This window comes from Polaribacter cellanae, from assembly GCF_017569185.1.
In the GTDB taxonomy this organism is placed as follows: domain Bacteria; phylum Bacteroidota; class Bacteroidia; order Flavobacteriales; family Flavobacteriaceae; genus Polaribacter; species Polaribacter cellanae.
On record NZ_CP071869.1, the window covers coordinates 2,575,529 to 2,589,931 of the forward strand.

Annotated in this window: 13 protein-coding genes; 3 read left to right on the plus strand and 10 right to left on the minus strand. The window is 30.7% G+C overall.

Features of this window, described 5'->3' with window-relative positions; all coding sequences use genetic code 11:
* Positions 1 to 22: 22 nt before the first annotated feature.
* From J3359_RS11635 to J3359_RS11680, 10 genes are all read right to left on the minus strand, one after another.
* Positions 23 to 787, minus strand: a complete 765-nt coding sequence (locus tag J3359_RS11635; RefSeq protein ID WP_208077031.1) for a UDP-2,3-diacylglucosamine diphosphatase — start codon at positions 785 to 787, stop codon at positions 23 to 25.
* Positions 788 to 864: 77 nt separating this feature from the next.
* On the minus strand, positions 865 to 1,683 hold the full coding sequence (locus tag J3359_RS11640; RefSeq protein ID WP_208077032.1) for a KilA-N domain-containing protein: 819 nt from the start codon (positions 1,681 to 1,683) through the stop codon (positions 865 to 867).
* A 188-nt stretch (positions 1,684 to 1,871) separates the two neighbouring features.
* Entirely contained in the window at positions 1,872 to 2,189 is a 318-nt protein-coding gene (locus J3359_RS11645; RefSeq protein ID WP_208077033.1) for a hypothetical protein, read from the minus strand.
* A gap of 31 nt (positions 2,190 to 2,220) precedes the next feature.
* The gene (locus J3359_RS11650) at positions 2,221 to 3,795 is read right to left on the minus strand and encodes a S41 family peptidase (RefSeq protein WP_208077034.1); all 1,575 of its coding nucleotides are present in this window, start codon (positions 3,793 to 3,795) and stop codon (positions 2,221 to 2,223) included.
* Positions 3,788 to 4,213, minus strand: a complete 426-nt coding sequence (locus tag J3359_RS11655) for a deoxycytidylate deaminase (RefSeq protein WP_208077035.1) — start codon at positions 4,211 to 4,213, stop codon at positions 3,788 to 3,790. Before J3359_RS11655 ends, J3359_RS11650 begins: the two co-directional genes overlap by 8 nt.
* A gap of 57 nt (positions 4,214 to 4,270) precedes the next feature.
* Entirely contained in the window at positions 4,271 to 4,852 is a 582-nt protein-coding gene (locus tag J3359_RS11660) for a HupE/UreJ family protein (RefSeq protein ID WP_208077036.1), read from the minus strand.
* A 436-nt stretch (positions 4,853 to 5,288) separates the two neighbouring features.
* A complete protein-coding gene (gene nadB / locus J3359_RS11665) occupies positions 5,289 to 6,872 on the minus strand; it encodes an L-aspartate oxidase (RefSeq protein ID WP_208077037.1) in 1,584 nt (527 codons plus the stop codon).
* Between the two features lie 9 nt (positions 6,873 to 6,881).
* Complete coding sequence (gene nadA, locus J3359_RS11670) at positions 6,882 to 7,877, minus strand: quinolinate synthase NadA (RefSeq protein WP_208077038.1); 996 nt, start codon at positions 7,875 to 7,877, stop codon at positions 6,882 to 6,884.
* A gap of 128 nt (positions 7,878 to 8,005) precedes the next feature.
* Positions 8,006 to 8,773: an SGNH/GDSL hydrolase family protein gene (locus tag J3359_RS11675; protein WP_208077039.1), complete on the minus strand. Its 768-nt coding sequence runs from the start codon at positions 8,771 to 8,773 to the stop codon at positions 8,006 to 8,008.
* Positions 8,774 to 8,867: 94 nt separating this feature from the next.
* On the minus strand, positions 8,868 to 10,046 hold the full coding sequence (locus J3359_RS11680) for an acyl-CoA dehydrogenase family protein (protein ID WP_208077040.1): 1,179 nt from the start codon (positions 10,044 to 10,046) through the stop codon (positions 8,868 to 8,870).
* Between the two features lie 612 nt (positions 10,047 to 10,658).
* Here J3359_RS11680 and rnpA point away from each other — a divergent pair.
* From rnpA to J3359_RS11695, 3 genes are read left to right on the plus strand one after another with little or no spacing between them, the layout of a single operon-like run.
* The gene (rnpA, locus tag J3359_RS11685) at positions 10,659 to 11,048 is read left to right on the plus strand and encodes a ribonuclease P protein component (RefSeq protein ID WP_208077041.1); all 390 of its coding nucleotides are present in this window, start codon (positions 10,659 to 10,661) and stop codon (positions 11,046 to 11,048) included.
* 2 nt (positions 11,049 to 11,050) lie between these two features.
* Positions 11,051 to 12,682: a S41 family peptidase gene (locus tag J3359_RS11690; RefSeq protein ID WP_208077042.1), complete on the plus strand. Its 1,632-nt coding sequence runs from the start codon at positions 11,051 to 11,053 to the stop codon at positions 12,680 to 12,682.
* A 27-nt stretch (positions 12,683 to 12,709) separates the two neighbouring features.
* Positions 12,710 to 14,398 (plus strand): DUF6909 family protein, encoded by a 1,689-nt coding sequence (locus J3359_RS11695; protein ID WP_208077043.1) that lies wholly within the window; start codon positions 12,710 to 12,712, stop codon positions 14,396 to 14,398.
* Positions 14,399 to 14,403: the final 5 nt, after the last annotated feature.

The following is a 14,403-nucleotide window of genomic DNA, read 5'->3' on the forward strand; positions in this document are numbered from 1 at the left end:
TCAATTGAATTTGTTCCTTTTTTTATTGCTGATACTCAATTAATTTAAATTTTTTTTCAAATGCACCATAGGTAAAATACTGAATCCAATCTCCAAGATTAATATATTGGCTATTTTCTTGCAATTTTATTTCTAGAGGAAGGTGTCTGTGACCAAAAATAAAATAATCGTAATGTTGTTCTGTGAGTTTTTTCTTGCAATATAGAACCAACCATTCGTTTTCTTCGCCTAAAAATTTAGCATCTTCGTCACCAGAAATTAGTTTGTTTTTTACGGACATATATTGCCCTAATTTTACACCTAAATCTGGGTGTAACCATCTAAACATCCATTTAAATAACGGAAATGTAAAGACTTTTTTCATGCGTTTATACCCTTTGTCTCCAGGACCTAAACCATCTCCATGACCAATTAAAAACTTTTTATTGTTAATTAGAAATTCTTGTGGGGAATGATATACAGGAATGTTTAGTTCTTTTTCGAAATAATCGTTCATCCATAAATCGTGATTTCCTACGAAGAAATAAATAGGAATTCCGCTATCTTTTATTTCTGCTAATTTTCCTAAAACTCTTACAAATCCTTTTGGAACAACGGTTTTATATTCGAACCAAAAATCGAATAAATCGCCTAAAAGAAATACGGCTTCTGCATCTTTTTTAATTTCGTCTAACCAAGCCACAAACTTTTTTTCTCTTGGAAAACTGGTTTCTTGAGTAGGCGCGCCTAAATGTTGGTCGGAAGCAAAATAGACTTTTTTGTTTGTTGAAGTTGATATTGTAATCAAATTTAAGAAATGTTTTCTGGATTTTTTCGAGTATAAAATTATGGAATAATAATATAAGAAACTCTATTTTTCGAACTTTAAGAAGATATTTTTTTAAATGAATTATTTTCTAAAAGCGATTTCATTTGCGTTATGGCTACTTTATTAAGTTGAATTAATCTGTCTTTTGGTGTTAATCCTTGTTCAATTAATAAAGCATTAATACTTTCCATATTACTTAAAACAACTAATTGCTCAATACTGGCATCATCTCTCATATTTCCTTTTGACTTAGGATTTTCTTTTTTCCAATCTTTTGCTGTAATACCAAATAGCGCCACATTTAATAAATCTGTTTCATTGGAATATGTAAAACTTATTTGAGTTTTTGAAATTAGATTCGGAATAATATTTTCTTTTATAGCGTCTGTGTGTATTTTGTAATTAATTTTAGAGAGTGTTCTTTGTAAATTCCATTCTAAATTTAAACGGCTATTTTCATCTTCTTTTAAACGTTTAAATTCTTTAATTAAGTATATTTTGAATTCGGCACTAATCCACATACCAAATTCAAATGCTATATCTGCGTGAGCATAAGTTCCACCATATCTTCCTGCTTTTGCTCGCAACCCAATTGCATTAGTTTTTAAAGCCCATTCTTTTACACTAATTTTATAACTGTTCAAACCAGCTTGACTTTTAATTATGGCGAATTCGCCATAATTAAAATTTGGGTTATAAACAGATTCCCAAATTCCTAAAAACTCTACTGTGTTTCTGTTTCTCAACCAATCAGAAATAAAAAAATCGCCATTTTTTGCCTGTAGCATATCCGTTAAAGAAATAAAATCGCCATCTTTTTCATTCAAAATGCTAATTTCCTTTCCTTTTACAAATATCGATTTCTTTTTTGCCATTCTTTTTTACATTAAAATTGGTGAAATTTAAGAGATGTTTTCTGGACTTTTTTGTGTAGGATAAACTGTGGATTTTTTTTCAGTAGATTTTTCTGGTGATACTATTGTATAATAATCTTCAATATCTTCTAAATCATTTTCTGCATCTGAAGACCAGATTATAGTATCGCATTTTTATTTATACTAAATTAAGCTTTCTTTTGGTATTTTTCTAAAAGTTCTTTCTGGGTTTTAAAATTGCCTTGTTTATAAGATTCTACAGCTTGTTTATTACGCTTTATATATGCTTCTTTAGAAATTGGTTCTCCTTTAATTGTATAAGCAACAATTTCATTTTCAGTGGAATAATTAGCATTTTTTTTATAAATTAGTTGTTCTTCTGCAACAGCATTCAAATTTTTATCTTTTAAATTTTCTAAATAAGTAAGAATATTTTTTAAGAGTGAAGCATCTTTGATAGTATCAATTTCTTCCACAATTTTATTTTTAATTTCTAAAATGCTCATAATTTTAATTTGTTACTAAGATACAATTTTATCAATTACTTTTTTTACTTTCCAACTCCAGCACTTTTTGGAGCATTTTATCTTCTTCGTGAACAATTCTATAGAAACCAACATCACCAAAAAGTACATTTGCAATAGAGGCTCTTAAATATCTTTGAATGCTTTGTTTTGTTTTAAATGATGGTGTAATTTTATCTTTTATGGAAGCTAAATAAGAATCTAAAATAGCATCGTCTTTATCGAAATCTTTTACAAAAGAATCTATTTTCCATTTTTCTAATTTTTTACGATTGTTATCTACATAATCGAAAGCAAAATTATTAATGGAATTAAAATAAAAACTCGACATGTAAGAAGTGGTGTCTATTGCTACAAACACATCTGGAATAATACCTCCACCACCATAAACAACCTTTCCTTTTGGTGTGGTGTATTTTAAAGAATCTACTACTTTTATGCTGTCTTTGCTTAACAATTCTCCACTATTTATTCTTTTTTGATAATCTTTATAGTAGTTTTTATTGCCTTTGTGATCGTACGGTTTTTGTATGGAACGACCTGTTGGTGTGTAATATCTTGCAGTTGTTAAACGAACTGCAGAACCATCGCCCAAATCCATTTCTATTTGTACCAAACCTTTTCCAAAAGATCTGCGCCCAATAATGGTTCCTTTATCGTTATCTTGTAAAGCACCTGCTACAATTTCTGATGCAGATGCAGAGTTTTCATTTATCAATACATACAAACCGCCTTTTTCGAAATCTCCTTTAGAAGTTGCAAACGATTTGTCGATTTGTCCTTTGTTATTTTTGGTGAAAACGATTAATTTATCCTCTTCTAAAAATTCATCCACAATTTGGTTGGCAATATCTATAAAGCCACCACCATTATCACGAAGATCTAAAACCAAATCTGTCATTCCATTGTCTATTAAGTTATGTAAAGACGCTTTAAATTCGGAATACGTGTTTCTGGCAAAACGATCTAATTTTATATAACCAACAGAATCGTTAATCATATAGGCTAAATCGACACTTTTTATGTTTACTTTTCCACGAGTTACATCAACCGTAAAGAGAGAATCGCTACTTTTTCTATAAATTTGAAGCGCCACTTTCGTGTCTGGTTTTCCTTTTAAATATCTTGGAATGGAACCACTTAAAATTGTTTTTCCATATAAAGTATCTTTGTTTGCCATTAAAATTCTGTCTCCAGCTTTAATGCCCATTTTTATACTTGGTCCGCCTTTTATTGGTTGAATTACAGTAATTGTGTCGGAAATCATTCTAAATTGTACGCCAATTCCTACAAAATTACCTTGCATACTTTCTTTTACAGATTGTAAGTTTTCTTTTGGAATATATACAGAATGTGGATCTAATTTTCCTAACATCTGTGTAATGGCACCATCTAAAAGGCTGTCTGTATTTACACTATCTACATAATCTCTTTCAATAAAATTTATGAGTCTTTTTATTTTTTTTTCTGATGCAGTATTTTTTCCAAAAGACAACATTTCTGGTGAATTTCCACCAAAAGACATTCCAATTAAAATACCGAAAACTACTGCAATTGCTAAAAAAAGAGGAAGTTTATTCTTATTCATAAGGTAAATGCATTAATTGAACGCCTGCTTTTTCTAAAAATTTTAAACCAGAATCGTCTTTGTAAGAATCTGCATACACCACACGTTTTATTCCTGCTTGATGGATGAGTTTACTGCATTGTGTGCAGGGCGATAATGTAATATATAGTGTGGCATTTTTGGCAGATTGTGTAGAAGAGGCAACTTTTAAAATGGCGTTTGCTTCTGCATGTAAAACCTCCCATTTTGTAACTCCGTTTTCGTCTTCGCAACAATTGTCGAAACCAGTTGGAGTTCCATTAAAACCGTCGGAAATAATCATTCTATCTTTTACAATTAAAGCACCTACTTGTTTGCGTTTGCAGTGGGAAAGTTTGCCCCATTCGAACGCCATTTTTAAATAGGCTTTGTCGTATTTTAATTGTTTTTTCTCTGTCATGATTTACGAAAGTAACAAGATTAATAGAATTGAAACGTTAATAATTAGACAAATTTTCTACCAAAAGACACGATCTAACATCATTTGTATGGCGAAACCAATTACGATGGAAGAGCAAACCAAAATCCAATCTCTTCGAGTTACTCTAAAAAAGTTTTGAAGTAGGGTGCCAGCAATTAATATTCCTAACACGATAATTACCTGTGCAGCTTCAATTCCTAAGGCAAATTCTAATAAAGGAAATAATTTGTCTTCTTCTTTGCCAACCATCATTTTAAAATAGTTGGAAAAACCTAAGCCATGAATTAATCCAAAAAATAGGGCAAAAACCAGGTTTGTATTTTGTTTTCCAAGGGAAGATTTTTTGGCTGTCATAACATTAATAACTCCTGTAATAAAGATAGTAAGGGGAATTAAAAATTCAATTAAAGCCATTTTAATATTTAGAATTCCATAGGCAGATAAAGCCAATGTTATAGAATGTCCAAGTGTAAAAAGAGTTACCAACCACAACACTTTTTTAAATTGATTGAAGCTAAAAACAACTGCCAACACAATTAAAAATAAAATATGATCGTAAGCACTAAGGTCTAACACGTGGTTTAAACCCATTTTGAAATAAAGTATAAAATCGTCCATTTTTCTATAAAGATTTTAGAGGATTCCAAAGATATAAAAAGAAAAAATGCTAACCATATTTGTTTGATTGAATTTAAGGTAGAATACATTCATAATTAAAATAAATACCACGAATTCACAAATAAGACAGATGCTTTAATGCTGATGAATGATTTGTTTAAAGAGAAAATTCGTGGATTCATGGTATTTTACAACTTTTATTTTTATTTGTTCTAAATAAGAATTATATTTGCACTTTAATTATTAAGAATGATTGTTTTTTATACTTTAGAAAAACCTACAATAAGGTTAACGAACGCAGGTGTTTGCAACAATATTTGTTCTTCTAATTGTTTAACTCCAAAAAGCAAATGTTGTAATAAATATAAGAAGAAAGGCATTAATTGTAAAAGATGCCCAAATATTTTGTTACAAGTAGCTTCGTAGCAAAACGAAGTTATTTCAAATCTAAGTTATAAAAGCCACCACTATTTTCTTTTCGGTTTTTAGAAAACTGGGTAATTAAATATGCTGTTGTAATTAAATTTCTTAATTCGCATAAATCTACAGATAATTCGGAGTTGTTGTACAGAACTTTAGTGTCTTCATAAAGTATTTTTAACCTGTTTTCTGCACGCTTTAAACGTTCGTTAGAACGAACGATGCCAACATAATTACTCATAATTTTTTTTACTTCATTTCTGTCGTGCGTAATTAATATTTTTTCGGTGTTTTTTTTAACTCCAATATCATTCCATTCTGGAATGTCGTTGGGCATTTTTGCTTTTTCAAACTTCTTGGAAATATTTAAAAAAGCTTTGTGTGCATATACCAAACCCTCTAATAAAGAGTTGGAGGCTAACCTATTTCCACCATGTAAACCTGTTCTTGTAACTTCGCCACAAGCATATAATTTTTTAATGGAAGTTTTCGCGTTTTTATTTACGTTTACTCCACCACAAATATAGTGCGAAGCAGGTACTACTGGAATGTAATCTTTTCGAACATCAATTCCGAGAGAAGCACATTTTTCTGTAATATTTGGGAAATGAGCTTTGAATTTATCGAAATCTAAATATTTACAATCTAAATAAACATGCGGTTTTCCACTTTTTTTTAGTTCGTTATCAATGGCTCTTGCAACAATATCTCTGGAGGCCAATTCTTCACGTTTATCGTAATTATGCATAAAAAAATTTCCATTGTAATCTCTAAGTTTAGCGCCAAAACCTCTTACAGCTTCAGAAATTAAAAATGCAGGATATTCTCCAGGATTATACAAAGCTGTTGGGTGAAACTGAATAAACTCTACTTCAGAAATTTCTGCTTTTGCACGATATGCAATTGCCAACCCATCTCCAGTTGCAATTATTGGGTTTGTGGTAGTTTCATAAACTTGCCCATTTCCACCAGAAGCTAACAAGGTAAATTTACTAACAAAGGTTTTAACAATTTCGTTCTTTTCATCCAAAACATAAGCACCAAAACAGCTAATTTTAGAGTTTCGTTTTGTCTTTTCTTTTTTAACTTGATGTTCTGTAATTACGTCAATAGCATAGTGGTGCGTAAGAAAATCGATATTTTGTTTTTGCTCGACTTGTGCTAATAAACTGCGTTCTATTTCTAATCCAGTAATATCTGCATGATGTAAAATTCTGTTTTGAGAATGGCCACCTTCTCTTCCTAAATCGTAATTTCCTGTTTTGTTTTTATCGAACTTTACGCCCCAGTTAATTAGTTCTACTAATCGTTCTGGTGCATCTTTAATAACCATTTTTACGACTTCTGGGTCGCAAAGCCCATCACCAGCGATTAACGTATCTTGTATGTGTTGTTCGAAACTATCTTTGTTATTATTGTAAACGGTTGCAATTCCACCTTGCGCATATTTTGTATTGGACTCACTTTTTTCGTCTTTCGTAACAATTACAACTTTTGCTTTTTCGAATTTTGTAGCAATTTTTAGCGCAAAAGTTAAACCTGAAATTCCAGAACCAATAATTAAAAAATCGCATTCAATCTTTTTATTACTTGTAGCCATACATCTTAATTATTTAGAAAGTTCTAACATTCTTTCGATAGGAATAATTGCTTTTTTAGCCAGTTCTTTGTCTACTTCTATATTTGGTAACTCATGTTTAAGACACAAATATAATTTCTTTAAAGTGTTCATTTTCATGTAAGCACATTCGCTACAAGCACAGGTATTATCTTCTTTTGCTGGTGCAGGAATAATAATTTTATTTGGATTTTCTTCCATCATTTGGTATAAAATACCAGCTTCTGTAGCGACAATAAATTTTTCTTTTTTACTGTTTTTAACATGATTTAATAAGCCAGAGGTAGAGCCAATGTATTTTGCTACTTTTAGCATGTGTGCTTCCGATTCTGGGTGCGCAATTAACTCCGCATCTGGATGCTCTTTATACAAATCGATTAATTTTTCCATAGAAAAAGCTTCGTGTACAATACATGCGCCATCCCAAAGAAGCATATTTCTGCCAGTTTCTTTATTTAAATAATCGCCTAAATTTCTATCAGGTGCAAAAATTAAAGGTTGGTCTTTTGGAAAAGAGTCTATTATTTTTCTTGCGTTGGAAGAAGTGCAAACTACATTGCTTAACGCCTTTATTTCGGCGGAACAGTTTATGTAAGTTACTACTTTATGGTTGGGATGTTTCTTTTTAAATGCTGCAAATTTTTCTGGCGGACAAGAATCTGCCAACGAGCAACCTGCCAATAAATCTGGTAATAAAACTTGCTTAGTTGGATTTAATATTTTAGCAGTTTCTGCCATAAAATGGACTCCTGCAAAAACAATCATATCTGCGTCTGTTTTAGCTGCTTTTTGAGCCAGTGCTAAACTATCGCCAACAAAATCTGCAATTTCTTGAATTGCATCAATTTGATAATAATGCGCTAATAAAATGGCGTTTTTTTCCTTTTTTAAACGTTTTATTTCTTTAATGTAATCGATATTTGGAGTATCTAAATCTAAGAACCCTTTTTCTTGAAGATTTAAAGTTGCTTTTTCTAAAGTGTTCATATACGTTCGCTTATAAGCCTGTAAAATTAAGGTTTTTTCAATTAAAAATAAGTTATTTTTAAGCTGAATTCCCTTACTTATTTTATAATTAATAGGGCTATAATTTTTTTATAAAAAAGTACTAAATGTTATTTCAACTCTAATTTTTTAAGAACTTCTGGCAGAATTTTCTCTACAAATTTTTTGTATGCCAGTTTAGATGGATGTAAGTTATCGTTTGCAACTAAAGCTTTATTATTTAAACCTTGCCTGGTAATTTCTGTAATATTTACAAACGTAATTCCTTTACTCATACAATAGGTTCGAGCGAAATTGTTGTATTTATCGATTTCTGTAGAAATGGTTGTATTTCCGTTTCCATAAGGTGTAAAAGCATAATCTGGAATCGAAAGAACTACTAAATTTTTAGCATTATTACCTGCTGCTTTAATAGCAATATCTATTAATTTTGGGAATTCCTCTTCGTAAATTGAAAATGATTTATTTTGAAATTGATTGTTTACGCCAATGAGCAAAGTAACTAAATCGTAATATGCAGTAATATTTTGGTCTTCTATTGCACCAATTAAATGGGTGGTTGTCCAGCCAGTTCTTGCAATAACTTTTAAGGGAAATGTACTTTTATTTTTAGTAATTTTTAAAAGAGTATCTACTAATTGAATAGGGAATTTACAAGAATTACACACATTTTGCCCAATTGTGTAACTATCTCCTAAAGATAAAATTTTAAATGTTCCGTTTTTGTTTACACCTCCATTGTTTAAATTTACAGAAGAGGTGTCTTTTAAAACCTCAGAAACATTTGTTTCTAAGTTTTCATCAAAATCAGTTATACTTCCACAAGAAACAATCGTTAGAAAAAAACTATAAAAAATAATGTAAAATCCTTTTTTCATATATGTTATAGTCTAAAAATATACGATTTCCTTACAGAAAATGCTCTCTATTTAAAAAAACATAAAGAGAATTTACTAAAACAGCTTTTAAATATTATTTAAAAGCATTTAAGCCAGTAACATCCAATCCTGTAATTAATAAATGAATATCGTGCGTTCCTTCGTAGGTAATTACACTTTCCAAATTCATCATGTGTCGCATTATGGAATATTCGCCTGTAATTCCCATGCCACCTAACATTTGTCTTGCCTCTCTAGCAATTTGTATGGCCATGTCTACATTATTCCTTTTTGCCATAGAAATTTGCGCGGAAGTTGCTTTTCCTTCATTTTTTAAAGTTCCTAATCGCCAAGCTAATAGTTGAGCTTTGGTAATTTCGGTAATCATTTCTGCTAATTTTTTTTGCTGTAATTGAAATTGACCAATAGGTTTTCCAAACTGTTCACGTTCTTTACAATAACGCAAAGCAGTATCGTAACAATCCATTGCAGCACCAATTGCGCCCCAAGCAATTCCATATCTTGCTGAATCTAAACAGCCTAAAGGAGCTCCAAGACCAGATTTGTTTGGCAATAAGTTTTCTTTTGGCACTTTTACATTGTCAAAAATTAATTCTCCAGTTGCAGAAGCACGCAAAGACCATTTATTATGTGTTTCTGGCGTAGAAAAACCTTCCATGCCACGTTCTACAATTAAACCGTGAATTCTACCTTCTTCATTCTTCGCCCAAACAACTGCAATTTGTGCAAAAGGAGCATTAGAAATCCACATTTTTGCTCCATTTAGCAAATAATGGTCGCCCATATCTTTAAATTTGGTTTCCATTCCAGAAGGATTTGAACCATGGTTGGGTTCTGTTAAACCAAAACAACCCATCCATTCTCCAGAAGCTAGTTTTGGTAGGTATTTTTTACGTTGTTCTTCGGTTCCATATGCGTAGATAGGATACATTACTAAAGAAGATTGTACAGAAGCAGTAGAACGAACACCAGAGTCGCCACGTTCTATTTCTTGCATAATTAAACCATAAGAAATTTGGTCTAAACCAGCACCACCATATTGTTCTGGAATATAAGGGCCAAAAGCACCAATTTCTGCCAAACCATTAATAATTTGAGTTGGAAATTCTGCTTTTTGAGCATATTCTTCTATAATTGGAGAAACATCGCGTTTTACCCAATCGCGAGCAGCTTCGCGAATTAATAAATGTTCTTCCGTTAATAAATCGTCGATATTATAATAATCTGGAGCTTGAAATAAATCTGGTTTCATAAAATTATGATTCTGTAAAATAATAAATTTTAACAAATCTATCAAATATTGTTTAATATTCAACAAATTACTTCAAAATTAATTATTGGTTTTTATTTATACTACTTAATAATTTAAAAATTGTGGCTAAGTTTGAAAACTTTTTCACTACATAAACATAGAAATATTTCCTGATAAAAATTGCTTTTAAATTTGTGCATTCGTAGCATTTTTTTCGGATTTATCTGTGAAAATTCCCTTTAATTCCCCAAAGAAGGGAAACACTCTTTTGCTATTACTTAGTTCTTAGTATCTTTTGAGAATCTCCCAGTTTCTCGATAAATTTTTGCGTAATTATTCGTGTAATCCATAAAATTGTGTTTTTGCTATTTTTTATCATCATATAAAATTTCTACGTAAAAATCTGTGAAATCCGTGTCTACTTTTTTGTTTCCCATCATTCATAAAACTCTGCGAATCTCAGCGTTTCTCTGTGTAATAATCCAAGCAATCTCTGAAATTCGTGTTTTTTTTTGATTTTCATCACATAAATTAACCTAAAAATACGCATCTTTTTAAAGATAGCCTTTAGAAATTGTTAAAAAGTGTTCCTTTTCTATTAAGTTTGTAATAATGAAGTACACTTTAGGAAAAAATGAACGTTTAAAGAGTAGAAAACTCATAGAAAAACTCTACGAAGAAGGGAATTCTATAAAAGTATTTCCTTTAAGAATGATGTTTGTTAAAACAGAACATACTTCCGATTTTCCTGTGCAAATGGGTGTTTCTGTTGCAAAAAGAAACTTTAAAAGAGCGGTTGATAGAAACAGAATAAAAAGATTGATGCGCGAATGTTACAGGCTCCAAAAAGAAATTGTGTACGAAAATGTAGATAAACCCTATGTTTTTATGATTTCGTATCTTGGGAGAGAAGAATGGGCTTATGAAAATCTATTTTCTAAAATGGAAAAGTTATTGCAGCTTTTTGTGGAGCAAACTAAAAATAAAGATTTAAAAGAATAAAGATGAAAAAATTCAATTTTAAAAAAAGAACCGTTATTATTTTACTGGTTGGAGTCGTTTTTATGACGTACTCGTTCAAATCTAAATTTTTTGAAGTAGCCAAGCAAATAGAAATTTACAATACTTTATTTAAGGAGTTAAATATGTATTATGTAGATGAAATAAACCCTGCAGAATTTACAAATAAAGCCATAAAAAACACCTTAAAAGAATTAGATCCGTACACGAATTTTTACAACGAGCAAGATGTAGAAACTGCAAGAATTCGAAGAGCAGGAGAATATGGTGGTATTGGAGTTTCTGTACATTACACCAAAAAAGGAATTGAAATAAGCGAGATTTACAAAGGGTTTTCCGCAGATAAAGCCGATTTAAAAGCGGGAGATATTATTACAGCTGTAGATGGGCAGTCGTTAAAAAATATGGATCGAGAGCAACTTTCTACCTTTTTAAAAGGAGTTCCAAATAGTAAATTTAAAGTAGAGGTTGAACGACAAGGGCAAATTCTTCAAAAAGAAATTACGAGAGATAAAGTGGTTGTAAACCCAGTTCCGTATGCAGAAATGGTAAACGAAGATATAGGTTATATTACATTAACTCGTTTTAACGAAAAAGCATCTTCCGAAGTTAAAAAAGCATTCCGAAAATTAGAAAAACAAGGAATGAAAAAATTGATTTTCGATCTTCGTTCTAATCCTGGAGGTTCTTTGTTAGAATCTATTAATATTTGTAATTTCTTTCTACCAAAAGGAAAAACAATTGTAACCACAAAAGCGAAAATTAAAAAGTGGAGTAATACTTATAAAACAACCAACGAGCCTTTAGATTTAGAAATTCCTGTAGTGGTTTTAGTAAACGAACGATCTGCATCTGCATCCGAAATTGTAAGTGGTGCTTTGCAAGATTACGACAGAGCCGTAATTATGGGAAAACGCTCATTTGGTAAAGGCTTAGTGCAACGTTTTAGACCTTTAACTTACGGAACACAACTAAAAGTTACCATCTCTAAATATTATACACCAAGTGGAAGATGTATCCAAGAATTGGATTATGCAAATAGAGATAAAAATGGAAAAGTTCCAAAATTTTCTGATCGTGGCATAAATACTTTTAAAACCGAAAACGGAAGAACAGTTTACGATGGAGGTGGCGTTTTACCAGACATTGTTATAAAAACTTCCGATAGAAATGAGGCTACAGAAGAACTATTAAAATCGAAGGCAATTTTTAATTTTGCGACGAAATATTATTACGAAAATTCAACGATTGGAAATGTAACTGAATTCGATTTTAAAAATAGCGATTTTAATAAGTTTAAAAAATTTTTAAAAATTGATGACACTTTTTTAACCAAGCAAGAAAAATTATTTAAAAAGGCATATTTGGCTTCCGATAAAAACAGTATTTCTAAAGAATATGAAAACATAAAAGAAAAACTTTTCGATTTAAAAGTCGAAGAAATTTCTAAAAATAAAGATATTCTTACAGATATGATAAAAGAAGAAATTTTACAGCGTTATTTTTATCGAGAAGGAGTTTACGAACACAAATTAAAGAAAGATAAAACAATATCTGAAGCTGTAGATTTGTTGCATAATCAAACAAAATATTCAAAAATATTATCGAGTAATTAATTTTATATTTGCGCTTTAAAAGAACGAATGTCAGAATTTAAAAAAATAGATAGAACAAGAGCCCAAGAATCTACGAATGCCATAGAAAAATTATACATTTCTATGCGTCATTTATTTAGTAGAGGTTTTTACAAACCAATGGGAATTTCTGGAGAAACTTTACGAAAATCGTTATTATTATTAAGGCCAGAAATTTATGGTTCTATTGCAGAAGAAAGAATCGAATTAAATGGTTTAACGTATGTAATAGAAAGGCTTCCCAAAGGAATTGAAGAATGCCAATACATAAATTTAACGGCAGACGAAGGCTATAAAAACTCTCATTTTACGCCAATTGTTCCTCCAAAAAGGAGAAGAAATTGTTATAGAATAGACAAAAATCAAATGAATATCGAGATTACCAGAGGAAGATCGGAAATTTATGATATTCTTACCCATTTAACTTTTTTGTTTATTGAATCTCATAAAATTCAAGCAAGAGTTACGTTAAATGATGGAGAAGATTTTACAAGAGAATGGAAGCATTTAGAGGATATTGTATTGTATCAAAAAGAAATTTCTGAGGAAGAAAGAGAAGTAACCATTGTACATTTAGGGAATATTTTAGGAAGAACTTTCGATGAAGTTTTAAGTATTTATAAAACATTTTCTACGGAAGAAAATCCACATCGTTTTTTCCAATTGATTTATTGGTTGGGTAAATTAGCCATTAACGAAGTTTTCGAAAACAGTAAGAGAACAGTTACTTTTAGTTCTGTTTTGGTGGAAGAAATTGGGCATCATATTTATGGAGAAATTTGGGCGAATAATATTAAAAAGGTATTAAAACAAAACAGTTTATTAGAAAGACCCATACATATTATTAGTGCAAATATGCATAGTGTTCTAAACTCTATATACGCAAAAAATGCACTTCCAAAAGAAGCAAAAGAGTTAAAGGGTTTCGAATTATATCAATTGTTAAGTAATTCGAACAGCAAACCTTTGCAAAAGAAAGTAAAAGAATTTGCCTCTTCTAATGGTCTTTTGTACATAAAAGACACATCAGGCACCAACATAGATGTGCAAATAATAGATACTGCTAAAATAAATTTTGATGTTTTAACGTTTTCTAAAAAAGAAAAATTAGAAGACAATGCAGTAATTATAGTAATGGATTATGCTTTTGGAGAACAAGCCTATGAAACGATGGACGAGTTGCTAAAACCTTATACTTGTGAGAAAAATACCAAAACACATTTAGATGTAAAATCGGTTTCTATCATGGGAAAAGCAGGTATTTTGGAAGGTGGAAAGGGAGATATTATGATTCCTTCTGCGCATATTTTCGAAGGAACAGCAGACAATTATCCGTTTAAAAACGAACTTTCTAAAGAAGATTTAGAAGGTTTTGGAATAAAAGTTTTCGACGGTTCTATGATTTCGGTTTTAGGAACATCGTTACAAAATAGAGATTTATTAAAATTTTTCCACGATTCTACTTGGAGTGTTATTGGCTTAGAAATGGAAGGCGCACATTACCAAAAAGCCATACAATCTGCTTCGAGAATTAGAGGAAATGTATCCGAAGATGTAAAAGTAAGATATGCATATTACGCCTCTGATAATCCTTTAGAAACAGGAGCAACACTAGCTTCTGGTGGATTAGGAATGACAGGAGTTACACCAACTTATGCCATTACACAAAGAATATTAGAACAAATTTTTAGTAGTTAAAACAA

Excerpts from the sequence above, each read along its gene's own strand:
- J3359_RS11640 (WP_208077032.1), bottom strand. The coding sequence starts at position 1,683 with ATGGCAAAAAAGAAATCGATATTTGTAAAAGGAAAGGAAATTAGCATT.
- J3359_RS11645 (WP_208077033.1), bottom strand. The coding sequence starts at position 2,189 with ATGAGCATTTTAGAAATTAAAAATAAAATTGTGGAAGAAATTGATACT.
- J3359_RS11650 (WP_208077034.1), bottom strand. The coding sequence starts at position 3,795 with ATGAATAAGAATAAACTTCCTCTTTTTTTAGCAATTGCAGTAGTTTTC.
- J3359_RS11655 (WP_208077035.1), bottom strand. The coding sequence starts at position 4,213 with ATGACAGAGAAAAAACAATTAAAATACGACAAAGCCTATTTAAAAATG.
- J3359_RS11660 (WP_208077036.1), bottom strand. The coding sequence starts at position 4,852 with ATGGACGATTTTATACTTTATTTCAAAATGGGTTTAAACCACGTGTTA.
- nadB (WP_208077037.1), bottom strand. The coding sequence starts at position 6,872 with ATGGCTACAAGTAATAAAAAGATTGAATGCGATTTTTTAATTATTGGT.
- nadA (WP_208077038.1), bottom strand. The coding sequence starts at position 7,877 with ATGAACACTTTAGAAAAAGCAACTTTAAATCTTCAAGAAAAAGGGTTC.
- J3359_RS11675 (WP_208077039.1), bottom strand. The coding sequence starts at position 8,773 with ATGAAAAAAGGATTTTACATTATTTTTTATAGTTTTTTTCTAACGATT.
- J3359_RS11680 (WP_208077040.1), bottom strand. The coding sequence starts at position 10,046 with ATGAAACCAGATTTATTTCAAGCTCCAGATTATTATAATATCGACGAT.
- rnpA (WP_208077041.1), top strand. The coding sequence starts at position 10,659 with ATGAAGTACACTTTAGGAAAAAATGAACGTTTAAAGAGTAGAAAACTC.
- J3359_RS11690 (WP_208077042.1), top strand. The coding sequence starts at position 11,051 with ATGAAAAAATTCAATTTTAAAAAAAGAACCGTTATTATTTTACTGGTT.
- J3359_RS11695 (WP_208077043.1), top strand. The coding sequence starts at position 12,710 with ATGTCAGAATTTAAAAAAATAGATAGAACAAGAGCCCAAGAATCTACG.